General features: G+C 36.7%; 23 protein-coding genes and 1 riboswitch. Of the genes, 14 read left to right on the top strand and 9 right to left on the bottom strand.

Features of this window, described 5'->3' with window-relative positions; genetic code table 11:
• Positions 1 to 16: 16 nt before the first annotated feature.
• From C7Y47_RS06130 to C7Y47_RS06140, 3 genes are all read right to left on the bottom strand, one after another.
• On the bottom strand, positions 17 to 217 hold the full coding sequence (locus tag C7Y47_RS06130) for a cold-shock protein (protein WP_053592785.1): 201 nt from the start codon (positions 215 to 217) through the stop codon (positions 17 to 19).
• 218 nt (positions 218 to 435) lie between these two features.
• Positions 436 to 1,062: a response regulator transcription factor gene (locus tag C7Y47_RS06135; protein ID WP_142507965.1), complete on the bottom strand. Its 627-nt coding sequence runs from the start codon at positions 1,060 to 1,062 to the stop codon at positions 436 to 438.
• The gene (locus C7Y47_RS06140) at positions 1,055 to 3,247 is read right to left on the bottom strand and encodes a sensor histidine kinase (protein ID WP_142507966.1); all 2,193 of its coding nucleotides are present in this window, start codon (positions 3,245 to 3,247) and stop codon (positions 1,055 to 1,057) included. Before C7Y47_RS06140 ends, C7Y47_RS06135 begins: the two co-directional genes overlap by 8 nt.
• A gap of 208 nt (positions 3,248 to 3,455) precedes the next feature.
• On the opposite strand from C7Y47_RS06140, the gene C7Y47_RS06145 reads away from it, so the two are divergent.
• From C7Y47_RS06145 to C7Y47_RS06190, 10 genes are all read left to right on the top strand, one after another.
• Positions 3,456 to 4,376 (top strand): hypothetical protein, encoded by a 921-nt coding sequence (locus tag C7Y47_RS06145; RefSeq protein ID WP_142507967.1) that lies wholly within the window; start codon positions 3,456 to 3,458, stop codon positions 4,374 to 4,376.
• A 73-nt stretch (positions 4,377 to 4,449) separates the two neighbouring features.
• A complete protein-coding gene (locus tag C7Y47_RS06150) occupies positions 4,450 to 5,427 on the top strand; it encodes a thymidylate synthase (RefSeq protein ID WP_142507968.1) in 978 nt (325 codons plus the stop codon).
• A 1,080-nt stretch (positions 5,428 to 6,507) separates the two neighbouring features.
• Positions 6,508 to 6,708 (top strand): hypothetical protein, encoded by a 201-nt coding sequence (locus tag C7Y47_RS06155; protein ID WP_142507969.1) that lies wholly within the window; start codon positions 6,508 to 6,510, stop codon positions 6,706 to 6,708.
• 45 nt (positions 6,709 to 6,753) lie between these two features.
• A complete protein-coding gene (locus C7Y47_RS06160; RefSeq protein WP_142507970.1) occupies positions 6,754 to 6,960 on the top strand; it encodes a thymidylate synthase in 207 nt (68 codons plus the stop codon).
• Positions 6,961 to 7,073: 113 nt separating this feature from the next.
• Positions 7,074 to 7,484: an Rrf2 family transcriptional regulator gene (locus tag C7Y47_RS06165; protein WP_142507971.1), complete on the top strand. Its 411-nt coding sequence runs from the start codon at positions 7,074 to 7,076 to the stop codon at positions 7,482 to 7,484.
• Positions 7,485 to 7,560: 76 nt separating this feature from the next.
• Positions 7,561 to 8,190: an NAD(P)-dependent oxidoreductase gene (locus tag C7Y47_RS06170; protein ID WP_142507972.1), complete on the top strand. Its 630-nt coding sequence runs from the start codon at positions 7,561 to 7,563 to the stop codon at positions 8,188 to 8,190.
• Positions 8,191 to 8,570: 380 nt separating this feature from the next.
• Positions 8,571 to 9,989 (top strand): aspartate ammonia-lyase, encoded by a 1,419-nt coding sequence (aspA, locus tag C7Y47_RS06175; protein WP_142507973.1) that lies wholly within the window; start codon positions 8,571 to 8,573, stop codon positions 9,987 to 9,989.
• 237 nt (positions 9,990 to 10,226) lie between these two features.
• Complete coding sequence (locus C7Y47_RS06180) at positions 10,227 to 11,477, top strand: methyl-accepting chemotaxis protein (protein ID WP_142507974.1); 1,251 nt, start codon at positions 10,227 to 10,229, stop codon at positions 11,475 to 11,477.
• Positions 11,478 to 11,882: 405 nt separating this feature from the next.
• Positions 11,883 to 12,659 (top strand): putative protein N(5)-glutamine methyltransferase, encoded by a 777-nt coding sequence (locus C7Y47_RS06185; RefSeq protein ID WP_142508210.1) that lies wholly within the window; start codon positions 11,883 to 11,885, stop codon positions 12,657 to 12,659.
• 511 nt (positions 12,660 to 13,170) lie between these two features.
• Positions 13,171 to 13,354, top strand: a riboswitch (cobalamin riboswitch).
• Positions 13,355 to 13,601: 247 nt separating this feature from the next.
• Complete coding sequence (locus C7Y47_RS06190; RefSeq protein WP_142507975.1) at positions 13,602 to 14,366, top strand: hypothetical protein; 765 nt, start codon at positions 13,602 to 13,604, stop codon at positions 14,364 to 14,366.
• A 186-nt stretch (positions 14,367 to 14,552) separates the two neighbouring features.
• On the opposite strand, the gene C7Y47_RS06195 is transcribed toward C7Y47_RS06190, so the two are convergent.
• Positions 14,553 to 16,493, bottom strand: coding sequence for an elongation factor G (locus C7Y47_RS06195; RefSeq protein WP_142507976.1), 1,941 nt, complete (start codon positions 16,491 to 16,493; stop codon positions 14,553 to 14,555).
• A 402-nt stretch (positions 16,494 to 16,895) separates the two neighbouring features.
• Positions 16,896 to 17,318, bottom strand: a complete 423-nt coding sequence (locus C7Y47_RS06200) for a hypothetical protein (protein ID WP_142507977.1) — start codon at positions 17,316 to 17,318, stop codon at positions 16,896 to 16,898.
• Between the two features lie 298 nt (positions 17,319 to 17,616).
• On the opposite strand from C7Y47_RS06200, the gene C7Y47_RS06205 reads away from it, so the two are divergent.
• Positions 17,617 to 19,605 carry a S9 family peptidase gene (locus C7Y47_RS06205; RefSeq protein ID WP_142507978.1) on the top strand — a complete coding sequence of 663 codons (1,989 nt, stop codon included), beginning with the start codon at positions 17,617 to 17,619 and terminating at the stop codon, positions 19,603 to 19,605.
• A gap of 214 nt (positions 19,606 to 19,819) precedes the next feature.
• Here C7Y47_RS06205 and C7Y47_RS06210 read toward each other — a convergent pair whose 3' ends face one another.
• The 3 genes from C7Y47_RS06210 to C7Y47_RS06220 all read right to left on the bottom strand — a co-directional run bounded on the left by C7Y47_RS06210 (position 19,820) and on the right by C7Y47_RS06220 (position 22,792).
• Positions 19,820 to 20,362 (bottom strand): GNAT family N-acetyltransferase, encoded by a 543-nt coding sequence (locus C7Y47_RS06210; protein ID WP_142507979.1) that lies wholly within the window; start codon positions 20,360 to 20,362, stop codon positions 19,820 to 19,822.
• A 253-nt stretch (positions 20,363 to 20,615) separates the two neighbouring features.
• Positions 20,616 to 21,812, bottom strand: coding sequence for a class I SAM-dependent rRNA methyltransferase (locus tag C7Y47_RS06215; protein WP_142507980.1), 1,197 nt, complete (start codon positions 21,810 to 21,812; stop codon positions 20,616 to 20,618).
• 62 nt (positions 21,813 to 21,874) lie between these two features.
• Positions 21,875 to 22,792 carry an alpha/beta hydrolase gene (locus tag C7Y47_RS06220; RefSeq protein WP_142507981.1) on the bottom strand — a complete coding sequence of 306 codons (918 nt, stop codon included), beginning with the start codon at positions 22,790 to 22,792 and terminating at the stop codon, positions 21,875 to 21,877.
• A gap of 172 nt (positions 22,793 to 22,964) precedes the next feature.
• On the opposite strand from C7Y47_RS06220, the gene C7Y47_RS06225 reads away from it, so the two are divergent.
• Positions 22,965 to 23,444: a dihydrofolate reductase gene (locus C7Y47_RS06225; protein ID WP_142507982.1), complete on the top strand. Its 480-nt coding sequence runs from the start codon at positions 22,965 to 22,967 to the stop codon at positions 23,442 to 23,444.
• 538 nt (positions 23,445 to 23,982) lie between these two features.
• Positions 23,983 to 24,471 carry an HIT family protein gene (locus C7Y47_RS06230; protein ID WP_142507983.1) on the top strand — a complete coding sequence of 163 codons (489 nt, stop codon included), beginning with the start codon at positions 23,983 to 23,985 and terminating at the stop codon, positions 24,469 to 24,471.
• Positions 24,472 to 24,518: 47 nt separating this feature from the next.
• Here C7Y47_RS06230 and trhA read toward each other — a convergent pair whose 3' ends face one another.
• Entirely contained in the window at positions 24,519 to 25,154 is a 636-nt protein-coding gene (gene trhA / locus C7Y47_RS06235) for a PAQR family membrane homeostasis protein TrhA (RefSeq protein ID WP_142507984.1), read from the bottom strand.
• Between the two features lie 274 nt (positions 25,155 to 25,428).
• Between trhA and C7Y47_RS06240 the strand changes: the two genes are divergently transcribed.
• Positions 25,429 to 26,271 (top strand): DegV family protein, encoded by an 843-nt coding sequence (locus C7Y47_RS06240; RefSeq protein ID WP_142507985.1) that lies wholly within the window; start codon positions 25,429 to 25,431, stop codon positions 26,269 to 26,271.
• The last annotated feature ends 139 nt before the right edge of the window (positions 26,272 to 26,410 follow it).

A 26,410-nucleotide genomic window follows, 5' to 3' on the forward strand; every position in this document is an offset into this window, starting at 1 on the left:
TATTCTAAAGCTGAAATTAAAGCTTTACAACATTAGTTGCTTGTGGTCCGCGGTTACCTTCTTCTACGCCAAATTCTACTTTTTGGCCTTCTTCTAAAGTTTTAAAGCCATCTGATTGAATGGCAGAGAAGTGTACGAATACATCATTTCCACCTTCTACTTCGATAAAGCCAAAACCTTTTTCCGCGTTAAACCATTTTACTGTACCTTGTGTCATGTGAACAACCTCCCAAAAAAATTAAACAATCATATTGCTTCGATCGCTTGAAAAAAATCACGTATTCAAAAGCTCGTATTACGTTTGAATACGTGATTTTAACGGTTAAGATGAAGTAATGTAATTATTGTTTTTATTATATAACAGTACCAGATATTTATCCAGTATATTCCGCTTTTTGTAAGAAAAAATTTACATTAAATCTATTTTCAACATAATTAGTTGATCCATGCCTTCTCTTTAGCGACAATGACTGCCTCAGCGCGTGATTCTACGTTTAGTTTGACAAAAAGTTTGGATAAATAGTTTTCAACGGTGCGCTGCGTGACCCCAATGGCTGAAGCAATTGCTTTATTCGTACAACCTTGTGCGACAAGCTGTAATATTTCTTGCTCCTTGTCGCTTAGTAAAATCTCTTGCTGCGTATTTGGTAAATTGATGCGCTGCTGTACAAAATCTAAAAAATCAGCTGCTAGCAGGATCTCGCCTCTTAGTGCGGCTTCAATGGTTTGAATAACTTGCTGTTTCGTGGCAAGCTTTGATAATAATCCATCGACCTTTTTTTCAATAAGTAATTCGTAATAATCGGAAAGCTCATAGCCTGTGTAGAGTATAATGAGTGCTTCTGGTTGCTTTTTCTTAATCATTTCCGAAAGCTGGATACCGTTTACTGGCTTCATATTTATATCGATTAAAAATAATCGAAAAGCTTGAGCGTCCATTCTAGACAGAACAGCGGCACTATCCTGCTCTGTGTCTATCTGTACATTTGTTAAATCCTGTAATAATGTTTTTGTACCATCTAAAACGACAGGATGGTCATCTACAATAAGAATATCAATCATATGATTCCACGTCCTCTTGTATTTGAATAAAAATTTGCATTCCTTCATTATGACTGGAAGTTATCGTGATGTCGCCATTAAAAGCACGGACTCGTTCTCGAATCCCGTTAATACCCATTGAAGCGGAAGATTGCATTAAATCTTCAATATCGCAGCCAATACCATTATCTTCGTATTGTAGGATAAAGCCGCAATTGATCACTTGTAGTTTTAGTGATACTTCAGTTGCCTCAGCATGCTTAATCGCATTATTTAAAAGCTCCTGCACAAGTCGATAGACGACTAAATGTAAGGTTGCATCCTGAAATTGGACGCGTTCTATTTGGGCGTTTAATAAAAAATCGGCACGTATTTTTACCTTTTGAATCAGTTTTTTTAAGGCGATTTGAAGCCCAAATGTATCCAGTAATGGAGGGCTTAGATTCTCACAATACTCACGTAAATCCTTCGATGCATTTAGCAATTGCTCTCGAATATCTAATACCTTGTCTTTTTTGATAATAGGCGAACTAGCAATTACATCTAACTCTCTCCCTAAATGAAGTTGTTCCTGTAATATAGTGTCATGTAATTCTTGCGCTAAAATACTTTTTTCCTTTTCAATGATATTCCATAATAATTTATCGAGCCAAGGAAGCTGGGTATCATTGCTATCCTTCATAAGCCTTATTTCACTTATTAAATCTTCAATGAGCTTTAAATTATCAATAAACATTGAAACATAGAGCGCAAGTAACTCTAACCAAAGAAGCTCTTCTTTTTGTAATGCATGTCGAATGATTAACATGATTTTCTCTTCACCTGAATCATGTAATAACAGGTGCGTCATGTTATTCACTATGTTGACTTCACCGCGAGAGATGGGCACATCTTCCGTAAGTGTTGTAATCGTAAAAGCTGTAGTACCAAGCTTTTCTGTTATCTCATATTTGAATTGCTCCAGTAATTCTTGCTGATCTTTTGCCTTACCCATACGATTAACGGCAGCATATAAATTATGTACATAATTACCAGTAGATGAAAAAATAATCTTTCGATACTTAAAATCAAGCTGCTCCTTTATATAAAAGCTAGCAATGATAACGAGGAATATAAGGATAAAGACGCTCGTAATTTGAATAATCGATAATGTATCTATAACCAATATGGTAATGCCTGTAGTTAAGATTAATGCACTAAAAAAAGCAAGTGTTGAATAATAGCGCAAACGAGATAATTGATATTCAATATCGAATAATCGTTCGTTCACTTGAATGAAAATAAAAGAAAAAGGAATAAACAATAAAAATAATGCAGCTACCTCAGCATGTAAAATAGGGTTTTGACCTAAAATTTCGGGTATAACGAAAAATAGTAAAAATGGCAAAAAAGGCGTAATAAATGCAATGGTGATCAGACGGATTTTTGCCAGTTTAGTTCGTAAATAACTCGTTAGTAAAATATAGATGGCATAGAGAACAAGAACAGCAAATATCGCTAAATAAATTAATGCTGTAATTACCCGAAAATCAGAATTAATTCTCATTATGAAATTACAGCAAGGTATAAATAGTAGTAAAAAATAAAGCTGTTTGGTATTGAGGTACGGCCATTCTAGATGTAGGTATCGGAAGTAAAATTGTAAAAAGTGAATAAAAAGTAATATGCATAATACGATACCAATACTTATTACTGCTTCTCCAATTAAATTTCCTCTACTCGATGCCCCGCAACTTATATAGGTCAAAGAACAAGTTAATAAAAATAATGTTAGTAGACTAGTTAGTTGATTATCTTTATTTCTTTGCCATAAATAGATGGCAACACCTAAAGATAGGACAAAATAAAACAGCGGAAAAATAATTTGCAAATAAAATTCTTCCGGATTATCTTTATGCTTAACTTTAACCGAATGAAAATCACCATTAGTCTTCATAAACGTTAGTTCCTTAGCACTTCTAACGATAGAATCGAGTTGGATTGAACGAACATTTTCTGCAGGAATGCCATCAATTGTCAGTAACAAATCGCCTTTTTCAATGTTATTTTGCTGTGCCCATGTTGAGTAATAGAACTCAGTTATGACTGGTTTTTGGCTAGTTGTGTCCACTGAAATACCAAGTAAAGGGATTCGCATTGCCACTACGAGCACATAAATACCTAGGAGTAGGTAGGCTATGAAAATACTATATATCCATTTACTCATCTTTTTCTCTCAATTATTTGCATGATAATATTACCCCATTTCAATCTTAATTACCTATTTATTATCCATAATTTTTGGTAATTTTGGAATACCGAAATAAGTTGTTTCGGAAAACCACTATTGCTTTTTCGGAAAAACGAAATAGTTTTTTCGGTGTAGCCTATGATAGTGTAAATCTAGCATATGTGACGAAAAGGAGGAGCGTTGCATGAAAAAGAAAGGATTGCCACTAATCCTTTTTTTTCTAGTCGGCATAATGTCGTACCCGATGACAATAAACGCTAAGGACTTTGAGAATGATGCGGTGAAAGTTGATGTTTGCATTATTGGGGGTGACAATCGTTTTGTCTATAAGATTCCTAAGCATTTACATAAAGATACGTCGTATGCTGAGATGAAGAATAATATTGAATCTTCCTTAGAAAGTCATTGGAAGATCGGGGATGCTCGTTATGAAGCTCACCAGACAGATGTTACGTATACTTTTTCCATTAAAGATTTAATTAATGAAAAACAAAATGGGCAAATGAAGGTAGCGATACCATATACTTTTTTAGTAGGGATGTTTGGTGAAAATGATGCTATTCAATTACGCATTTTGGCAAGCAAATTAATCGACTGGGAAGCCAACTCAAAGGATTGGGCAACGCTCGGCTTTGTGGAACCGCCCACTAATTTTAGTAAGCAGGAATATGTTTATGAGGGAGCAGTCAACAACCTACTACAGCAGCGGGTCGGACATTTTAATGGCACGGTTATGAAAGGGCAAATGGTTCTACATAGTGTTATTTATTTTAGCTTTATTATTGCACAGCTTTTCGCCTGTATATTTTTATCAAGACGTTTAAAAAAGAAAATTATAGAAGATCCAGAAAACATGCATCAGTTCCGAAAGCTTAACTATATGTACCAAATCATTCCGTTATTGATTATCGGTGTGCAAATTGTATTTCTAGTCATATCAGGGTTACTGACTGCTTTTAGTGTCTATTTTACCCCAGGGATGGATCTTTTACTGATTATCGTTCCGATTTTATTTAATATTATTTTGTTACCAACGTTTTTTTTCACAATTGAGAGTGAAATCTCAAAAGAGCTAGAAAACAATTTCTTTGGCTCAGATATGTAAATATTGTTTTTATTTTTGGACGTCCTAGATGTTATAATGGTCAACAGCATACATGAAGGAGCTGTTGATTAACATGGCGCATCCAGAAATCGCGTACTTAAATTTACTACAACATATACTAGAGAGTGGCGTTAAAAGGGAAGATCGAACAGGTACTGGTACATATAGTGTATTTGGCTATCAAATGCGATTTGATTTAAGTGAGGGCTTTCCTCTTTTAACGACTAAACGTGTACCATTTAAACTTGTAGCAAGTGAACTACTTTGGTTCATTAAAGGGGACACAAATATTCGTTATTTACTGCAAAATAATAATCATATTTGGGATGAATGGGCTTTTAAAAAATGGGTTGAGTCCGATGAATATTCAGGTCCTAATATGACAGACTTTGGTCGTCGTTGCTTAGTGGACGAGTCTTTCAATGCTGACTACAAAAAAGAGTTAGCTTCATTTTGTGAGCGTATTTTAACAGACGATGAATTTGCACGTAAATACGGAGAGCTAGGTAATGTTTATGGCAAGCAATGGCGTAATTGGACAACATCAACTGGGGAAAGAATCGATCAATTACAAGATGTAATCGATCAAATCAAACACAATCCAGATTCACGACGCATTATTGTCAATGCATGGAATCCAGAAGATGTTATCAATGCAGGAGCAAAAGGTAGTAAAGCTGCATTACCTCCTTGTCACGTGATGTTCCAATTTTATGTCGCAAATGGAAAATTAAGCTGTCAGCTAATGCAAAGAAGCCTTGATACATTATTAGGCTGTCCATTTAATATTGCCTCTTATGCATTACTGACACATTTAATTGCACATGAATGTGGTTTAGAAGTTGGCGAATTTATTCATAGCATTGGGGATGCTCATATATATTTAAATCACGTGGAGCAAGTAAAAGAACAGCTTTCGCGCGAGCCTAAGGACCTACCAACCTTAAAAATTAATCCAAATAAAACGTCAATCTTTGACATAGAACTCGAAGATCTTTCTATTGAGGGCTATGATCCACACCCGACAATTAAAGCTCCAATTGCCGTTTAACCTGAAGCAGCAGCCGTTTTGGTTGCTGTTTTTTTAAAACAAACTAACTACAAAGCGTCGAGTAGAATAGATGGGGCAACGGAAGAACTGGCGGAGTTAGGAATAGTAGCCAGAGCGAAGGGGAAGTAGAGGCAAAGTGACGGGAAGAGATCAGAGTGACGGATAGCGGAGGCGAAGTGATGGATAGAGATTAGAGTGACGGTAAGAACCGGCCGAGCGACGGAAAGAACCAGCCGAGTGAAGGAAAGAGATCAGAGTGACGGATAGAAGAGTCGGAGTGACGGAAACAGAGGCAAAGCGACAGAAAGAACCAGCCGAGAGTGACGGAAAGAAAGTGCAATTTGATAGATAAAAGTCGAAGTCGTGGATAGAAGAGCTGAAGTCGTGGATAGAACCAACAGAATCGTGGATAGAAGAGCTGAAGTCGTGGATAGAACCAACAGAATCGTGGATAGAAGGGCCGAAGTCGTGGATAGAATCGCACAAGCGACGGAAAGAGATCAGAGTGACGGAAAGAAAGTGCAATGTGAAAGATAAGAGTTGAAGTCGTGGATAGAACCAACAGAATCGTGGATAGGAGAGCTGAAGTCGTGGAAAGAATCGCCCAAACGACGGATAGAGGAGTCGAAGTGACGGAAAGAACCAGCCGAGCGATGGAAAGCAGAGGCGAAGCGACGGAAAGAGATTAGAGCGTCGGAAAGAAAGTGCAATGTGATAGATAAAAGTCGAAGTCGTGGAAAGAACCAACAGAATCGTGGATAGAAGGGCCGAAGTCGTGGATAGAACCAATAGAATCGTGGATAGAACCAAAAGAGTCGTGGATAGAAGAGCCGAAGTCGTGGAAAGAATCGCCCAAACGACGGATAGTGATCAGAGTGACGGAAAGAACCACCCAAGCGACAGATAGAACCAACAAATCGCAGGATACTACCGCCAAAAGAGAGATACTTAATTTATTCTCAAGCTAAATCCCTAAGCACTTTATATGAAGGATATTTAAATTCATGAAAATTTTACCGATATAAGTTTTAATCTGGAAGTCCTAATAAAAATTTAGAGGTGAATGATGTGAGGAGATCGTTGATTTTTCAAATAGACGGAAAAGGGTGTGAGCAGCGTTTAAGGACGAAATTGCTGACCAATACTCCTCAACAACAAGAGGAATTTATTCATCAACATGAGCTACCACACATCTCTACAAAATTAACACAGGAGCAAATACATAAAATGATGCAAGTCGTTGAGGAAATTCGCCTGAAACGTTATAAAGAAAGACTATAAATGTAAGCGCCTTCTAAGCTATAATAGCTGAGGAGGTGTTTTATTATGAACGTGATCTTTGTAGATTCGGTTTTAGGTACAGAGCTTTTGCAAATGGTGTCACATGATGTGGCAGGCATATTGGCTGCGGCACAAGGAGAAAGTGTGACGTTTCCAGTTGGCCATTTTAAGTATGAATTTCATAACTTAGACTTTTATGAGGAAGATGGAGAAATACGACAAGAATTAGTTATTTACGTAAAGCAATTATAATTATCGTATAATATTCTGAGAACGGTAAAAAATAAATACAGGTGCAAATAGAGCAATTTGCTTGTTTTTATTTAATCCTGTAACTATAATAGTTACAACAGGTGGTGATACATATGGTGAACAGTCGATATTCGGTAGCGATCCATATACTTTCGCTCATTGCAACAACATCTGATAATAGCCAGCTGACGTCTGATTTCATCGCAGGTAGTGTAAATACAAATCCAGTTGTCGTGCGACGAATGATTGGGGTGCTTAAAAAAGCAGGCTTGCTTTCGTCACAACCAGGAATTGCAGGCTATGATCTATTAGTGGAGCCAAAAGATTTAACGCTATTAGCCATTTACCATGCGATTGATGGACCAGAGCAGCTTTTTGCGATTCATGATGAGCCAAATCCAGCATGTGCGGTTGGTCGAAAAATCCAACGGACATTGGAGGGTGTTTATACATCTGTTTGGCATGCAATGGAAGAACAACTACAAGCACAAACTTTACAGGATGTGCTAGATCAACTTCGTTAAAATCAACGAAGTCGGTCTTTTGTATCTAACCTGTAACTTAAATAGTTACAAATGAAAAATAGGAGGAATTATAAGTATGAAAATAGCAGTAATTGGTGCAACAGGGAAAGCAGGACAAAAAATTGTAGAGGAGGCACTACAACGTGGTCATGATGTCACTGCGATTGTTCGTTCAGCTTCGAAAATAACAACAAATATGCCAGTAATTGAAAAGGATGTATTTGAATTAGCTCAAGAAGATGTGAAAGGCTTTGACGTAGTCGTAAATGCATTTGGGGCTCCTTTTGGTCAGGAGGAATTACATGTGAAAACTGGCCGTCATTTAATTGATATTTTCACTGGTATTCATACAAAATTATTTGTTGTCGGTGGTGCGGGTAGTCTTTTTGTAGACCCAGAAAAAACTGTTCGAGTAATGGATACACCAGATTTTCCAGAAATGTTTTATGCGACAGCTAAAAACCAAGGTGAAAATCTACGTGACTTACAACAATCAACTATTACTTGGACATTTTTAAGCCCATCTGCTTTCTTTGATCCAGAAGGTCCACGTACAGGTAGCTATACAACTGGAGAAGATCATTTATTAGTAAATGCTGCTGGTGAAAGTTATGTTAGCTATGCAGATTATGCCGTTGCGGTATTAGATGAAATTGAAAATCCGAAGCATGTTAACAGCCGTTTTACAGTTTCTTCTAATCAATAAGAATTAACTGAAGTAATAACTTTTTATTTAATGAGAAATGTAAAGCAGATGTAGTATTTCTTAAAACTTTATTAACAGCTACAAATGAAACATGTATTTTAATTAAGCGTGTTTGGGCGCAATTTTCAAGCGAGTTGACTAGTTTGGTTCAACTCGCTTGAGATCTTTACTTAGTCTGTTCGAATGATGTCTACAACGTACTGTTCAATTGCTTAATCTCTTCATCAAATCTTCTTTTATAAGCTGTATTTACTGGTCATTAATGTTAATAGTAGCGCTTAGTTTGTGAAATTTTCATTTTCCAGACAAATGACTGTTTACATTACTGCATTAATTAGCTACTATCAAGTGTGAGTATTACATAAAAGGAGACGACAATTATGTCCACACAACGTATAGAAAAAGACTTTTTAGGTGAACGTGCATTACCAAGCAATGCTTATTACGGGATTCAAACGCTTCGTGCTACTGAAAATTTCCCGATTACAGGATATACAATTCACCCTGCTCTTATTAAAGGAATGGGTATTGTAAAAAAAGCAGCTGCTTTGAGTAATATGGAAGTACACCTACTTTCAACAGAAATCGGAGATGCAATTGTCGAGGCTGCACAAGAAGTTATTGATGGCGAATGGGATGCTGAATTTATCGTTGACCCAATCCAAGGTGGAGCTGGCACATCTATTAATATGAATGCCAACGAGGTTATTGCTAACCGTGCCTTAGAGATTTTGGGCAAAGAAAAAGGGGACTATAAATCAATTAGCCCAAACAGCCATGTTAATATGTCACAATCAACAAACGATGCTTTCCCAACAGCTATTCATATTGCTGTGTTGAATTTGATAGATGAACTACTTCTTACAATGGAAAACATGCAAGCAGTGTTCCACCAAAAAGCGGAGCAATTCGCGCATGTTATTAAAATGGGTCGTACGCATTTACAAGACGCTGTACCGATTCGATTAGGACAAGAATTTGAAGCATATTGCCGTGTTATCACTCGTGATATTGCGCGTATTCGTCAAACTCGCCCAAATTTATATGATGTAAATATGGGAGCAACAGCTGTTGGTACAGGATTAAATGCATTCCCTGACTATATTCAATCAGTTGATGTACATCTTGCTGAAATTTCAGGATTGCCGCTTAAAGGCGCTACACACCTTGTGGATGCAACACAAAATACAGATGCTTATACAGAAGTATCAGGCGCATTAAAAATCTGTATGATTAATATATCGAAAATCGCGAATGACCTTCGTTTAATGGCATCTGGTCCACGTGCGGGGCTAGGGGAAATCATTTTACCAGCTCGTCAACCTGGATCTTCTATTATGCCAGGGAAAGTAAATCCTGTTATGCCAGAGGTTCTTAACCAAGTGGCATTCCAAGTAATTGGTAATGACCATACAATTTCTTTAGCATCTGAAGCAGGACAATTAGAATTAAACGTTATGGAGCCTGTGCTTGTCTTTAACTTAATTCAATCTATTAGCATTATGAATAATGTGTTCCGAGCATTTACACAAAATTGCTTGAAGGATATTGAAGCAAACGAAGACCGCATGAAAGAATATGTAGAAAAAAGCGTTGGTGTGTTAACAGCAGTAAATCCGCATATTGGCTATGAGGTAGCTGCACGAATTGCGCGTGAAGCAATTTTATCTGGTCGTTCAATTCGTGAACTTTGCATTGAAGAAGGCGTACTAACGAAAGAACAATTAGATTTAATTCTGGATCCATATGAGATGACACATCCTGGTATTGCCGGATCAAGTATGATGAAATTAAAATAATTTATTATGAAAGCACTTTGTCTAAAGCAAAGTGCTTTTATGTTTTAAAAAACTAATATTTGAAGGAGTCATACTTTTAGATCATACGTTGAGTAACTACTGTTTTTAGATGCTGCGAAAGAACTTTCTCTTTTCTATATCATTATCTTACAAAAGTTGGTCTTTTTTCTATGAATTTCAGGAGAATTAAACTATAATAACTACGTTGGAATAATATTATAGTTGGAGGAATTTAGTATGACTTTACGGAAAAAAAGTATAATTTGCTTTTCTACTTTAAATGTTCTTATGGGTGTTATTTTAATTATAGACCTAGCAAATGTAACTTCATTAAAATGGCTATCCACTTTATTAACAGTAATAGGAATTACTATGACATTATCGTGTATTTTCTATGTGAAATTTAAAATTATTAAGCCTATTAATCAATTAGCTGAATCCGCTCAAGCAATTGCTGATGGAAATTTAAGTACTGCTCCGATTGAAATTAATTCCAATGATGAGGTATCAGACTTAGCTAAAGCGTTTTTAAAGATGAAGGAACAATTACATACAATGACACAAAAAATTGCAAGTAGTTCTACAGATTTATCAGCGAGCATAGAGGAGCTATCAGCAAGTACAAATGAAATTACAGATGCAGTTAACGAAGTTGATTCACAAATGGAGAATACGACTGAGGGTCTTAAGAAAGCAGCACAATCTGCAAATGAAAGTGCGATTGCTATGCAAGAAACTGCAGATGGCATTGAACGTATTACTGTGGCAACGCAAGATGTATTCGATCATGCAAAAGAAGCAAATGACATTGCAGGCAATGGTGCGGAAATTTTACACGTAGCTAAAAATCAAATGGAGTTTATCTCAACTTCTACTGAAAAAACAAGTGAATTAATGCAGCAATTATCAAGCAAAATGACTGATATCAAGTCAATGACAGACATGATTACGGCTATTACTGATCAAACGAATTTACTAGCATTAAATGCAGCAATTGAAGCAGCGCGTGCTGGCGAGCATGGTAAAGGCTTTGCAGTAGTAGCAGAGGAAGTTCGAAAATTGGCAGAGCAATCTAAGCATTCGGCTATTCAAATTGTCGAGCTTGTAGTTGGAATAGAAAGCGATACAAAACAAGTAGCTACCTCTGTTGAAAAGGACTTGAAAAATGTTCAACAGGGCGTCTATGTCATTGATGAGGCTACAAAGTCATTCGGTACGATTTCTCAGCATGTTAGCAAAATGACGAACCAACTAGAGGATATTTCCGCAACAGCAGAAGAGCTTTCAAGTAGCGCGAATGAGGTTACAAATTTAGTATCGACAATTGCAAACGGAATGGATAGTTTGTCTAATTATACAGGGGTCATTCTGCAGTCTGTTGATGAGCAAAGTGCCTCCATGCAAGCCGTCAACATGGTGGTGTCGCAAGACTTATGTGTACAAGCTGAAAATTTACAAAAGCTTACACAGAGATTTAGTGGACAATAATTGAAAGAACTATATACCCATAAAAATAAAGGCTATTTTGCAGGAATAAATTTTCTGCGAAATAGCCTTTTTTTATCAGGTGCATTGATTAGCGTAGAGCCGAAAATTAAATATTAAATAAGCCGAAAAAATCTGTTGTTATCGTTAAAAGTACTATGCTAATCATAAACATCATTTCTATGAAAGTACAATATAAAAACGTTATTAAACTATGCTATTCAACTCCCATGAAAGAACTTAAACATCTTTCATTTTCTGTGGTGAAGAGATTATTTTCGAGCTTCATGGATGGCTAACGGGGCAGTTTAATTGAAGAAGGACATTTATATTATTTCTAGAATAAAAAGATAAATAACTTGGATTAAGGAAGCGGTGAGATTAATAGCACAGAAAAACAATTTATTTATAGATAATAAAACTGAAAGAAGCATAACCAACAGACTACGGAGTGCGGGTTGTGTCTTCGCTGAAGAAGAAACACAGTTACTTATCTCTGAGGCTAGAAGTATTGAGGATTTAATGAAAATGGTAGAAAAACGAGTAAGTGGTCTACCGCTTGAATACGCGCTTGGGTTTACGAAGTTTTGTGGGCTACGAATAGAAGTAGAACGGGGAGTTTTTATACCACGTCGACGTACGGAGTTTCTAGTTCAGCAAGCAAAGGTTTTAACCCGCCCATATGGTATTGTTTTGGATTTATGTTGCGGGTCTGGTGCTATTGGTGCTGCAATTGCAACCGACCTTAAAAAAATTATATTACACTCCGTTGATATTGACCCAATTGCTGTACGATGTACTTCTCGTAACATAACTAAGATTGGTGGTCACGTTTATCAAGGTGACTTATATGATGCATTATCCGATTCATTGCTAGGTCGAGTGAACATCATAGTGGCTAACGCACCTTACGTTCCTACTGATTCAATAAAACTACTTCCCCAAGAAGCACGTTTATATGAACCAAAAGTGGCGCTTGATGGAGGGACGGATGGATTAGACCTTCAGCGAAAGGTAGTAGAAAAGGCTTCTCATTGGCTTGTTTCTGGAGGACATCTATTGATAGAGACGAGTGAAATTCAGGCTACTCAAACTTCGGAAATTTTTGCCGATGCTGGGCTAATTACCAAAATAGCTAGAGATGATAAATTAGATGCAACAGTTGTTATTGGAAAAAATCCTTAAACTACCGATGACACGTAAATTTAAAATTAATCCCAAATCCTTATAAGACAGATGCCAGATGATAACAACAGCGGTACGAGTTGGTTCATGTTCGTTAAGTAAAAGAAAGGAAATTATTTTTTGCCTTACAGTTTGTCCAACTGATAACCTTGAATTAACAAACAAGGAGGTCATTATATTATGACAAATCAAACAGAATACAATAAACATACTCTATATTAAAAGACATCGTATTAGCGTTAAATGATGAGTCGTTCATGGATGCGTTAGTAGAAGAATGGGAGAATGTTGTAACTGACCAACTAGAATCAGATATCGAGTCATACTTTGATGATTCTAAGTCAGAATAATACCCTCAGATTAACCTTAGACGAATCGAAAAACTGAAAATAATACAAATATAGGAAATTACTTGCATTAAACTAGACACCATATTACAATTATAGGCAACAACTTGAAAAGAATAGGTACTCTACTATTTTTGAATCTTTAAAACGGCTATAAAACAACTGAATAGCGTGGAGTAATAGGTGTAAATTGCGTGCAATTTACTGAAAAGGGAAGTCGGTGCAAATCCGACACTGTCCCGCAACTGTAAATGTGAGCGACTTTTCATATACCACTGTTTAACGACGGGAAGGGGAAAGGTAGCGATGATCATGAGTCAGGATACCTGCCTATTATGAGTACACACCATAACCCTACGAGGAATAGGAGGTGGCATGTTGACAAAACAGAATGCTCTGTTCGTCACTGTACGTCAAACGCCCAAAATAAGAGGAGGTATTAGCTATCGTGCTAATTCTTTCATATTTGGGCATTGTTTGACGTTATATGATGAACGAAAAAGATAGAATGAAGGATTTCCTCGCTTTAATAGGAAATCCTTTTTTTTACTGATGACTTCCGTTTTGAAAATATGTACGAAAAGAGGATGCACGTATGACGAATATTCATGTATGTACAGCACAGGAATCGCAATATGTAGATATGAAAATTTGTAAGCTGCCACGCATTGAAGCTACTAAGAAAGCTACAACAAGAATGGCTGTAGAATCACTTGTCGACCAATTAATAGCTAGCAAACTAATTAGTAATGAACGATTGTTTGAGCAAATTTTATATAACAAAGATATTATTTGGATTCAAAATGAAAATTTTAATGGGCACCTTTTTGCAAAGGCGGATACTACAGATCAACTTAAAACAAAAACAAATAGTTTTATGATGTATATGCCGACAAATCCAATTATCTATGAGGTGAACGGTGAGCATCATCATTTAATTACACGCATTGATTCGACTCGTGCAAAGCCAAATTTAGAGCGACTAGCCCAAGCTCCTAAGCCAATATTAAGTGCTGCTCGAGTCAATGATTTATTATGCTCAATAGTGATGCGCTTTTATGAAACATATTTAGAGGATTTATCACAGGTAGCTCCTAAAAACAAACAACTGATTAATTTTGTAGAGCGCGAGTATCATCAATTTTTAGAAGCTGTGAAGGAACTAAATGAATATCATTTAAACTGGCACCCACGTGGTAACGGTCATGAACTATTACTGGAATTAATTAATAATTTACAACTTTTGAAAAGTCGACCTGGCAAGGTTTTAATTGATTTCTCTAATCCCCATAGCTACGTTGTTGTGGACCCTTCATATCACATTTTCAAACAGGCACAGAAAACAGTGCAAGCTTTGTAAATTAATTTCGTGCTGGGTGAAGGGAATATCAGCGAATGGGGGTGGAATATTCGCGAGGCAGAGTAACTACTCGAGCGGAGCCAGAATACTCACGGAAGTAGGGAAATCCTCGCGAGGAGCCAGAGAATCCCAACGAAACATAAAAAACAGGACATTGATAGATAATCATGTCCTGTTTTTATGATTTCAGTCAATACAATGCATCGTCGCCTCTGCCTCATGCCATGGAACGGAGTAACCTTTGCCTTTTGCGCAAAAAATACTAGAAGATGTATATTCGGGATCGGCGTTTTTATCGTAGCCAATTTGTGCAATGATATCTTCTGTATTGTGACACACATCATAACCATCAAATTGGAGAGAAAGTACGCCCTTACCATTAGTGTAGGAGGCAAAGATTGTACTGTAGCTCATAAATGTTGCGACAGGAGCGCGGCCAGTTAAAATCGCATCATGTTCAGTTAAGATTGGCGCGTCAAATGTACCAGCAGCTTGTTGAATATCGGTCATCATCCGGCCAATAAAATCACTTGGAGCTTTAAGTTTAAAACGGTAATACGGCTCTAGTAATACATTTTCTGCTTGCTCCAGCCCTTGCCGTAATGCTCGGAATGTTGCTTCTCGGAAATCGCCACCATCTGTATGTTTAATATGTGCGCGTCCTGTCAAGAGAGTGAAGCGAATATCTGTCACAGGGAAGCCAGTTAACAACCCATGATGATCGCGCTCGAATAGATGTTTTTCAATGAGTCGTTGATGCCCAACCGATAAATCATCTGCATGACAAGCATTGACAAATGTATGACCAGTACCGCGTGTATTTGGCTCCATCAATAAATGTACTTCTGCATAATGCTTTAAAGGTTCAAAATGACCATAGCCTGTCACCGTTGTTGCAATCGTTTCCATATATAAAATCTGTGGTTCGCTAAATGAAATGTCTAGCGAGAAGCGTTTGTTCAGCACGTCGATAAGAACCTCGAGTTGGATGACACCCATAATATGTACATGAATTTCTTGAAATTTTTCATGCCATAGCACACGTAATGATGGTTCTTCTGCTTCAAGTGTGCGGAAAATTTTTAAAACTTCCTTTATATGCTGATTGCCTTCATATTGTACTTTTGCTTGTAAAGTCGGTACTAACTCATAGGGCTGCGGGTTACCTGAAAAACCAATGATATCGCCGATGTTTGCTTCGCTAATCCCTTTTACTGCGAAAATCTCCCCAGCCTCGACCTCTTGAACTGTTACATAACGGCTGCCATTGTAAAGTCGAATCTCAGTTACTTTTTCTGTTGCATCTTCAAAGGAAAATTCATCACGCACATGTAACGTTCCTTGCAATGCCTTGATAAAAGTTAAGCGTTGATGCCCATCATGACGAATTTTAAACACTTCACCTTGGAACGGAGCTTTGTTATAAAAATGCGTTTTTGTAAGTAGGGGGAGCTGTGCTAAAAATTCCTCTATCCCAATATCTTTTAAAGCAGAGCCAGTAAAACATAAAAAGGCTTTTTCCTGTTTAATCATCGTATGTAAACGAGTAAGGCAGCTAGAGCAATCCAATGTTTCATTTAGAAAATCGTCGAGAAGCTTTTCGTCACGTTCAGCAAGCCACTCCATCATGCGATTTGAAACATAGTCTGAACGGAGCGGTTCATCTACGAATAATACATCCTCAGAACAGTCCTTTTGAAGCTGTACCATAACGGCTTGAACATCTGCGCCTTCACGATCAATTTTGTTAATAAAGAAGAAAGTTGGGACGTGGTATTGGCGTAAAAGTTGCCACACTGTTTCCGTATGACCTTGTAGTCCTTCAACCGCACTTACAATAATGATGGCAAAATCCATAACCCGAATGGCACGTTCCATCTCTGGTGAGAAATCTACGTGTCCGGGTGTATCGATTAACGTATATGTATCATTCTCAATCGTCATGCGACCTTGCTCCGCAAAAATCGTAATGCCTCGCTGACGCTCCAACTCATGATTATCTAGAAATGTGTCCTGGTGATCCACTCGTCCACGGGCTTGAATACTGTTTGTATGAAATAGTAACTGCTCAGAAAATGTTGTTTTTCCTGCGTCCACGTGAGCGAGTACCCCGATTGTTACATGCATAAAAAATCCTCGTTTCTATTCATTCTTTTATCAAGATTCTAACATATACGACTATGCCTATCAAAAAGAGGGGTTTCCCAATGAGAGAAAAGCACAAGCCGAGACTTTGTTCGTAAAAAAGGGATATGGAAGGTATTTTAAAGAAAATTATTAGTCTCGATAAAGAACATTCTCGCCCGAATGAACCCTCTTATAAATTTTACGCAGAAAAAAATTGCTGATAAAAGACCTAATCTAGATCATTATGGGAGTAATTTCCGTTAGGACTGGGTGCTCTTTCTTAAGGACGTACGCTTGGCTCTCAGTGGTGCAAGAAGCGGAGATAAGCTTATGCATTGTCATTAAAGGTAGGAGTTCCGTCAATTATCATTGATTAAATATCAAGTGATAGATAAAAAATCTTTAATCTCGTTCCGCATACTTGCCGTCATTTTGAGGGGAATTTTCTAAATATGAAAAATATGCTTGAATGACTTTACCATTTTCAACTTTATATACATAAAGTACTGTTGGTTCGTCAGCAAATTTAACTTTTATTTGGTATCCAAATGCCGTTGTTAATAATTCTTCTTTATCAAAACTAGTTTCCCAAGATGCATTTGGGTATTTCTTTTCTAAATGTTCTTCAACCATTTGAGTATATTTATCATATGTTGCGTTCTGTATATGTGGACGAGCAGTTAGGAATACTGCATAGCTTAAAAGGATTATAACTATAAAGCTATACAAAATTTTTTTACCTCTTTTTCTAAAAAAGAATGAAATCACAAAAAAGAAATAAATAGATCCAATTACAAAAAATAACTCTATTGCTTTTATAGCCATAAAAACACCTCCTGATTGAATAATTTTTCCATTTTTATTTTAGCACATGTAATATACAATCACCCTAAAAGTTGAGGTTAATAAAAGTTCTCATTGGATGAATTTGACTTACTACTTATCAAAGGTTCTAAAGTTTCGCAACCTTAAGATACATCGCGGTTACTCATTGTTATTCTCGCCACTGTTAAACCCTCTCTCTGATAAAAAATAATTTCTTCTTAAAAGGAGGAATAATACTTAGAGTGTCGAAATATTGTACTATGTAATGAAACTTCAACACAAAGGGGATTTTTAAAATATGACTTTGAAACAAGGGATTCAACCAGAAGATTTATATCAATTAAAATCAGTGGCAGATCCACAAGTATCACCTGACGGAACAGAAGTAGTGTATATAGAAACGCATATTGATGAGAAGAAAAAGGACTACGTATCTAATTTATTTTACATAGACTTGAATGAAAAAAAGCCTCAACAATGGACATTTGGTGAAGATAAAACGAGTTCGCCTGTATGGTCACCAGATGGCAGTAAAATTGCATTTGTATCAACGAGAAAGGGTAAGCCACAAATTTTTGTGCTTTCTAAAGCAGGTGGAGAAGCGAAACAAGTTACTCATTGTAAAAACGGTGCGACATCACCTGTTTGGTCTCCGTGTGGTAAGAATATTGCATTTTCAGTAAAGCTAGGTGAAAATGAAAGCATTTATGATAAGGCTGAAAATGATAAGAAAGATGATAAAGAACTTAAACCACTTGAAATAGAAAAAATGAAATATAAATCAGATGCAGCTGGGTTTATTGATATGGAGCAATTTTCTCAAATTGCCATCGTCAATCTTGAATCTGGAGAATTAGAGTTAGTTACGGAAGGAAAACATAATTTACAACTTTGTGCATGGTCTCCAAACGGGAAATATCTTTCTTACATTGCTGACTTAGCAGAGGATTTAGATTTTTCATTCGTGGTTGATATTTACTTATTGGACTTAGAAACAAAACATGGTCGCAAGCTTACGGAAGGAACGGGGGTGTTTTACCAAACTTCATGGTCCCCGAATAGCCGCTACGTAACTTATGTTGGAAGTGAACGAGAATTTGAAAATGCAACACAAGCAAAGTTATGGATTTATGATTTGGAAAATAACAATACGACATGTGTAACGAGTGAATTTGATGCGCCGGTCGGTGATTTTGTTGTCGGTGATTTCCTTCAAGGTGTCGTTACTCCGCGTGTACAATGGCTGGAGGATAATAAAAGCTTTTACTTCCAAGTGACTGATCACGGAAATACAGCGATTTATTTTGGTAATCTTTCTGGAGAATTATATCCGGCGATTCATGATGATCAATACGTATATGGTTTTTCGCTTGATCAAAAAAATGATAAAGCGGTAATCGCAATTAGCACTACTACAAATCCTGGCGATCTATTTTACGTAAATTTAAATACTGGTGAACAAGAACAGCTTACGAAAGTTAATGAAGAATTTTTAAAGACGAAAGAATTGTCTGTTCCTGAAGCAGTTGAATATGAAGGGGCAGATGGCTGGAAAGTAAGCGGCTGGATAATGAAGCCTATTGGCTTTAAAGAAGGGGAGAAATATCCACTTATTCTTGAAATCCATGGTGGACCTCACGCTATGTATGCCAACTCATATTTTAACGAATTCCAAATCCTTGCTGCACAAGGTTATGCGGTCCTCTATACGAATCCTCGTGGAAGCCATGGATATGGTCAAAAATTTGTTGATGCGGTTCGTGGTGATTATGGAGGCAATGATTACAATGATCTCATGGCTGCTGTGGATTTTGCATTGGAGCATTATGATTTCATTGATAAAGACCGTCTAGGAGTTACAGGTGGGAGCTATGGGGGCTTCATGACAAACTGGATTGTCGGACATACAAATCGTTTTAAAGCTGCTGTTACGCAACGTTGTATTTCTAACTGGATTAGCTTTTACGGCGTAAGTGATATCGGCTATTACTTCAATGACTGGCAAATCCAAGCGGGACTAGACGATATAGAGAAGCTTTGGAATCATTCGCCACTTAAATATGTTGACAATGTGGAGACGCCACTGTTAATTTTACACAGCGAAAAAGACTATCGCTGTCCGATTGAACAGGCAGAGCAATTATTTATCGCCTTGAAACACCGTAAAAAGGAAACTAAATTTGTGCGCTTCCCAGAATCCAATCACGAACTTTCTAGAAGTGGAAAACCAGCGTTAAGAATCAATAGATTAGAATATATTAAGGATTGGTTTGTGAAATATCTATAAATGAAATATTGGTGGCTTAAGAAGTGAAAATACTTCTTAGGCCACTTTTATTTTATAGTTACATTGAGAGGGAGAATGCTTTGTAGTAATCAAGTGTAAAGTGATAATAAAGTTATATAATTTTGCTATAGTAGTCGAATAAGAGTTACACAACTTTCTTGTCACTTAACAATTAAGAAGAACTACAAGGTCGAAAACACTTTGAGAAACTAGACTATTCATTAATTATTCCATAATGTACCAAATCTTCATATTTACCGTCTTTGATGATATGATCCTTTAAAATTCCTTCTTGTTTCATGCCAATTTTGTCCATAACTTTTCCTGAAGCAAGGTTCGTAGAAAAATATCGGGCAAACACTTTATGCAGTTTCTTTTCTTCAAAAGCAAATTGAACAATCGACTGCGCTGCTTCCGAAGCATAGCCTTTTCCCCAATACTCCTCGCCAATCCAATAGGCTATTTCACCTTGATTAAAGCGTTTATTGTTCGATAAGGCAATGGCTCCATATAATTCGCCAGTTTCCTTATCTGTAACTGCAAACTCGTACGAAATATCCTGCGTAAAATTATCGTAATGACGTTCCATCCATGTTAATGCATCATTTAAACTATATGGATAAGGTAGGTACATGGTACTTTTATAAATATTATAGTTGTTGCAAAGCTTTGTAACCGTTTCTGCATCGGCTGTTTGAAATAATCTAAGAACAAGTCTTTCTGTAGAAATCATTAACTTTTCATGAACATATCCCATTCTATCATCTCCATTTATCAATATTTTGTAAAATGACACTCACTATAGCGTGAGGGTGCTTTCCTGAGGCGAGGTGAGCCGCTATGCGCCAATCAACTCATTTACATGGCATACAAATTAAAATATCATCCTAAATTTTAGGAATTAGATGATTCTATTGTATTGTAGACGGAAAATTCTGACAAGGGTGGTCATTATATTCTCTCCCAAATAAAAAACAGAATCACCAGAAAGTGATTCTGTCTAGGTTCATTTAGTTAAGTTTTTTAATAAATACAACCTTTAAGTAATTGAATTCTGGATATTCACGTGGAGCACGGAAATCCTTTGGTAAGCCAAATTCTTCAACAATTTTATAGGCTGTTTTAGTTTCTTTAAATGCATGGTCAATAAAGCTCTTGAACTTTTTCATCCCAAAGCTCGCATTGTTCGTTGAAGCAATGATGATACCGTTTTTCTCTGTAATGGCGATTGTATCTACGAGTAATTTAGGATAGTCTTTCGCAGTTGAGAACGTTCTTTCCTTCGTACGTGCAAAGCTAGGTGGATCTAAAACGACAAGGTCAAATTTTAAATTATGGCGCTGAGCATATTTAAAATAGTTGAAGACATCCATGACTTTAATATCCTGTGATTCGTAGTCGATGTTATTGACGCTAAATTGCTCAATTGTTTTAGCTAAACTACGCTTTGCAACATCTACACTAGTTGTTTTTATTGCTCCTCCAAGTGCCGCTGCGACAGAAAATGCTCCCGTATAGGAGAACGTATTTAGCATATTTTTACCGTCCGAATAACGATCACGAATGGCAAGTCTCACTTCTCGTTGATCAAGGAAAATACCTGTCATTGCTCCATCATTTAAATTGACAGCGTATTTCATACTATTTTCCGATACGATAATCGGAAATTCGCCAGGTGTTCCCATGACGAAATCGTCCTGTTCCATATACTGTCCTTTAGTATCGAAACGTTTTTTCTCATAAATGGCTTTGTAATCTACTGTCTCTGCTAGTGCTTCATATACCATTTCTTTAAATGAGTAAATGCCTGCGCTATACCAGCTTATCATATAGTAAGAATCGAATAAGTCGATTGTCATACCGCCTATGCCATCACCTTCGCCATTAAAGATTCGAAAGGCTGTTGTGTGAGAATCGTTGAAAAATGCTTCTCGATTTTGAATGGCCTTTTTAAATTTTTTCATAAAAAAGGCTTTGTCTATTTTTTCGTTCGCATCGTTTGTTAGCACCCAACCGATACCTTTGTTTTGTAAGCCATAGTATCCTGTGCCAATAAAACGGTTATGATTATCCGTAAGTCTTAGAAGTGCACCTTCTTCTTTAGGAAGATGGCGTGCATCAACTGCATCTTTTGAGATGAGAGGATAGCCTTTTTTTAATTGATCTGAAAAGGGATTGTTAATTTGTAAAGCAATAGTTTGTGTCATGTTGTCATCCTTTAAAAAACATTTTGCTCTATTATCGCACTATTTTATGCTGATAGACAAACTTATTTCACGAAATTAGCAATTTTTTCAGCTGTTTCAATAGTCGCTTCTTCGAAAAAATTCATTTTACTAAAGTAACTATGGATTAAACCAGTCATATTTACATGCTCAACAGTCACTCCAGCATCCGTAAGCTTTTGTGCGTAAGCAAGACCTTCATCGTAGAGGACGTCTGCCTCTGCAGCTATAATGATCGTTTTCGGTAAAACACTTAAGTCGGCAATTTGAAATGGAGAAATAAGTGGATTCATATAGTTTTCTTTATCTGTGTAATGACCTGCAAACCACTGCATGCCTTGTTTGTCTAAGCCAAAGTGTTCCCCGTAAGCATTGTAAGAAGTCGTTGTAAAATCAACATTGACTACAGGATAAATAAGTGCCTGTGCTTTAATCGCAGGTCCATTTAATGTTGCCGCTAAGTAGGCGACCACTGTTGCTAAGTTTCCGCCTGCGCTATCGCCAGCGATTGTAAGATTTGCTCTATCTCCACCGAAATTTCCGATGTTTTCGTAAACCCATACGAAACTGTCATAAGCATCGTAGAGCGGGGTAGGGAATGGATATTCTGGTGCTAGGCGATAATCAACCGATACAACGATTGCTTGCGCTTTTTCTGCTAATAGCTGACAGCCTGCATCCGTAGAGTCACAATTTCCAAATACCCAACCGCCTCCATGATAATAAACAATGACAGGAAGTTTTTTATTTAAAACAGGTCTATAAATACGAACATTAATTTGTGCTCCATCTCGAACTGTTATTTTTCTATTGTCAATTGCCTCAAGCTGTGGGCTATTTGGTGACGTCCATTTTGGCACTATTCGAACGGCTCTCGCTTCTTGTGGAGTTAGATCATAGTACTGAATAGAAGAATCACTTGCTTTAATATAACGGATCGCTTCATCTCTTAATTTTGTCATCTTCATCAATCCTTTTAATTACGTTTGTTAATTGTATTATAAACTATTCTTATAAAATTACTAGGATTTAGAATTGTAAAAGAAAATAATTTAATTTCTATGCAGAAATAATCTGATTGTAAAGTAAAATTATGTTTATAATATAATGAACGATAGTATTTGGAGGGACAATATGATTTCTTTAATTGTGGCACATGATAATAATTATGTGATTGGCTATGAAAATGGCATGCCGTGGCATTTGCCTGGGGATTTAAAATATTTTAAGGAGAAAACGATGGGGAAGCCAATGATTATGGGGCGTAAAACATTCGAATCCATCGGTAGACCGCTTCCTGGTCGACGTAATATTGTGATTACTCGCGACGATAGTTACCATGCGGATGGGATTGAAGTAGTGACAAGCTTAGAGGGTGCCCTCGCCCTTGCTGGGGATGTCCCAGAAATTATGATTATTGGTGGCGAGCAAATTTTCCGCTTATCCATGGATATCGCAGATCGCTTGTACATTACAAAAATCAATCATTCGTTTAATGGGGATACATACTTCCCGAATTATGAGCAGGATTTTGTACAAGTTTCCTCAGTGGAGCCAGAAACAGCACCAGAGGGTTATACATTCCAATATCAAATTTTTGAGCGTAAGAACTAAAGAAAATAGGTACTACGAAGCACGGTTATGATGACCGTGCTTTTTTCGTGACTAAATAAAGGTTTTTGGAAATATTTGTAGAATAAAATAATTATTAGGATCATCCGCATAACGTGGGGTTGATTTACGTTCCGACTGGCGCTTTAAATTCGATAAACCTATCGTAGTAACCGAAAGAACCGTCGAAGTGACGGAAAGATTCATCGAAACGACAGAAAGACCCATCGTAACAAACGATGAGCTGCTTCGCTTATGTATCAGATCGCAGGTAAAAGGATATTTAAGACATTATAATTCTATCTATCAATACATATTCCTACCTACATATTTGCAGGTAGATATGATGCACAATGTCCGGTTGAATTTGGAATTGAAATTGCCGATTTAACGCCAAATGCACAATTAACGATTTTCGAACAGTCTAATCATAATCCGTTTATTGAGGAAGAAGAAGCTTTTAAAGAGTTTCTACAATTGACCTTATAATTGGGGCGGTTAATTAATTCTGATATTAGATGTAAACAAAAGGGGAGTATCTGTGAAAAAAATAACATTATCAAATGGAGACACGGTAGAAGTTGAATGTTTGAGCTGTGCAATAACGAGTGGACTTATTGAACCGGATGGTGGTGTAGTCATTGAAACTGACTATTTTCATGCTCATCAAGATGTTGCTTATCCGATAAAGGGATTAATCATTTTGGCTTCTAAGCGTCATATTACATGTTTTGATGAGCTAGACGATGAGGAAAAAATGGATTATATAAACCTTGTATCAAAAATTAGAAAGGCTCAAAGGGATGTTCTAGGGATAGAATTTGTTTATTATTTTTACAATGAAGATACGACACATCATTTTCATACATGGATGGTGCCTCGCTATGAATGGATGTATGAATTTGGACGTTCCGTAGAATCGGTTAGACCTGTTTTACTTCATGCGAAGAATAAAATGAATAATGAAGAAAATAGTCAGGAAGTGCGGCGTGCAATAAAGGCTTTAACGAGGCAATTACGGACCCAATAACAAAAAATCGCTCCTTTGTATAAGAGAGCGATTTTTATTGTCACTATTTATAAGTAAAAATAAACACAAGCATACATCGAGCCACAGCCAGCTAACACAAATAGATGCCATATCGTATGGTTGTATGGAAGTGAACGCCAGGCGTAAAAAATAGCACCAATCGTATAGAAAAGCCCACCTGCTAACAGTAAAGCAAAACCATTAAAACCTAAGAAAAGATAGATAGGCTTTATCGCAAAAATAATGAGCCAGCCCATAGCGATGTAAAAAATTAAAGAAAGCTTTTCAAATCGATTAATAAAAAAGCATTTAAAAATAATGCCTAATATGGCAAGTGACCAAATAATACATAATAAAGTAATACCTAGCGTGCCACCAATTGAAATTAAAAGGAAAGGTGTATATGTTCCTGCAATTAAAATATAAATAGAAGAATGGTCAAGAATGGCAAAAAAATGTTTGTATTTTTCTGGCATACTATGTAGCAGTGTGGACATTAAAAATAAAACGATCACAGAGACACCAAAAATAGTAAACGTTGTAATTTGGAGTGCACTACCGGTTTGTACAGCTGCTAAAATAAGAACAACTAGTGCTGGAATACTTGCGATAAATCCAATGCCATGTGTAATGGCATTCCACAATTCTTCCTTCCATGTTTTATAGTCAAAAGAATCAATCATATCGAACACTCCTTTCGTGTATACATTTACTATACCCCAATAATTTTCATCCTGGTATTTACATTTGTCATGTTTTCGACATAAAAAGTGTCATATAAATGCCTCTATGCTAGAGGGTCTTTGTTAGACAAGGATTCAACAAAGCGCTATAGTATCCAAGGTAGCGGTTTCAAAATGGACTGAAATGAATGAAACCTAATGACAAATGTCATGTTTACATAATGATTCATTAGTCTATATAATAAATTTTAATGAAGTAAAAGGATGTGTCGAAGTGGGACGAATTCATATAGTAACGGACTCAACTTGTGATTTAACAAAAGAAGAAGTAGCGCAGCACGGTATACATATTGTGCCTTTAACGATTCAAATTGATGATAAAACTTATATAGATGGTATTGATTTAGAGCCACAACCTTTTTTAAGTTTAATGAAGAATGCTAAAAATTTACCGAAAAGCTCTCAGCCTGCACCGGGAAAATTTAAAGAATTATACGATGAGCTAGGTAAAGATGGAGATCAAATTATTTCCATTCATATGACAGGTAGTATGAGCGGAACAGTGGAATCAGCTCGTCAGGCAGCTCAAATGTCAGACTCTAATGTAACTGTAATCGATTCACGTTTTATTGCCATCGGTTTAGCTATTCAAATACGTGAGGCCATTAAATTGCGTGATGCAGGTGCTACTGTCGAAGAAATTGTTGAGCGTTTAGAGAAAGTGCGCGAAAATACGTATTTATATGTTATTGTCGACACACTTGAAAATTTAATTAAAGGCGGACGAATTGGGAAAGGTACTGGCTTTATCGGTTCCTTGCTGAACATAAAAGTCATTGCAAACTTAGAAGGTGGCGCATACAATCCCGTATCAAAAGTACGTAGCCATAAACAAGTTGTGAACTACTTATTTAAGCAATTCCAAGCTGATACTGCTGGAAAAACAGTCAAGTCAGTAGGGATTTGTCACGCTGAGGGTCTAGCAACGATGGGTGGACCTTTAAAAGAATTAATCGAGGGATCAGGTTTTAATGAAGTAGAAATTGCCTTTACTTCACCAATCATTTCAACACATACTGGCCCAGGTGCTATCGGTTTTATTTATTTTGCAGAATAATATAAGAGAGCTACTACATAAATAATTGTAGTGGCTTTTTATTGTTGAAAAGTGCCATGCCTATTTTATATGAAAAACCGTTGTAAACATACATTTTTACTCAATACCTAGGTATAGTCACTTTTCATTGCAGCATGAA

It is taken from the genome of Lysinibacillus sphaericus (assembly GCF_006864135.1).
In the GTDB taxonomy this organism is placed as follows: domain Bacteria; phylum Bacillota; class Bacilli; order Bacillales_A; family Planococcaceae; genus Lysinibacillus.

Coding starts and splice junctions, on each gene's coding strand:
- C7Y47_RS06220 (WP_142507981.1), bottom strand. CDS start 22,792: ATGACAAAATTAAGAGATGAAGCGATCCGTTATATTAAAGCAAGTGAT.
- C7Y47_RS06170 (WP_142507972.1), top strand. CDS start 7,561: ATGAAAATAGCAGTAATTGGTGCAACAGGGAAAGCAGGACAAAAAATT.
- C7Y47_RS06130 (WP_053592785.1), bottom strand. CDS start 217: ATGACACAAGGTACAGTAAAATGGTTTAACGCGGAAAAAGGTTTTGGC.
- C7Y47_RS06200 (WP_142507977.1), bottom strand. CDS start 17,318: ATGGCTATAAAAGCAATAGAGTTATTTTTTGTAATTGGATCTATTTAT.
- C7Y47_RS06225 (WP_142507982.1), top strand. CDS start 22,965: ATGATTTCTTTAATTGTGGCACATGATAATAATTATGTGATTGGCTAT.
- C7Y47_RS06195 (WP_142507976.1), bottom strand. CDS start 16,493: ATGCATGTAACAATCGGGGTACTCGCTCACGTGGACGCAGGAAAAACA.
- C7Y47_RS06150 (WP_142507968.1), top strand. CDS start 4,450: ATGGCGCATCCAGAAATCGCGTACTTAAATTTACTACAACATATACTA.
- trhA (WP_142507984.1), bottom strand. CDS start 25,154: ATGATTGATTCTTTTGACTATAAAACATGGAAGGAAGAATTGTGGAAT.
- C7Y47_RS06205 (WP_142507978.1), top strand. CDS start 17,617: ATGACTTTGAAACAAGGGATTCAACCAGAAGATTTATATCAATTAAAA.
- aspA (WP_142507973.1), top strand. CDS start 8,571: ATGTCCACACAACGTATAGAAAAAGACTTTTTAGGTGAACGTGCATTA.
- C7Y47_RS06145 (WP_142507967.1), top strand. CDS start 3,456: ATGAAAAAGAAAGGATTGCCACTAATCCTTTTTTTTCTAGTCGGCATA.
- C7Y47_RS06135 (WP_142507965.1), bottom strand. CDS start 1,062: ATGATTGATATTCTTATTGTAGATGACCATCCTGTCGTTTTAGATGGT.
- C7Y47_RS06165 (WP_142507971.1), top strand. CDS start 7,074: ATGGTGAACAGTCGATATTCGGTAGCGATCCATATACTTTCGCTCATT.
- C7Y47_RS06180 (WP_142507974.1), top strand. CDS start 10,227: ATGACTTTACGGAAAAAAAGTATAATTTGCTTTTCTACTTTAAATGTT.
- C7Y47_RS06160 (WP_142507970.1), top strand. CDS start 6,754: ATGAACGTGATCTTTGTAGATTCGGTTTTAGGTACAGAGCTTTTGCAA.
- C7Y47_RS06210 (WP_142507979.1), bottom strand. CDS start 20,362: ATGGGATATGTTCATGAAAAGTTAATGATTTCTACAGAAAGACTTGTT.
- C7Y47_RS06140 (WP_142507966.1), bottom strand. CDS start 3,247: ATGAGTAAATGGATATATAGTATTTTCATAGCCTACCTACTCCTAGGT.
- C7Y47_RS06190 (WP_142507975.1), top strand. CDS start 13,602: ATGACGAATATTCATGTATGTACAGCACAGGAATCGCAATATGTAGAT.
- C7Y47_RS06215 (WP_142507980.1), bottom strand. CDS start 21,812: ATGACACAAACTATTGCTTTACAAATTAACAATCCCTTTTCAGATCAA.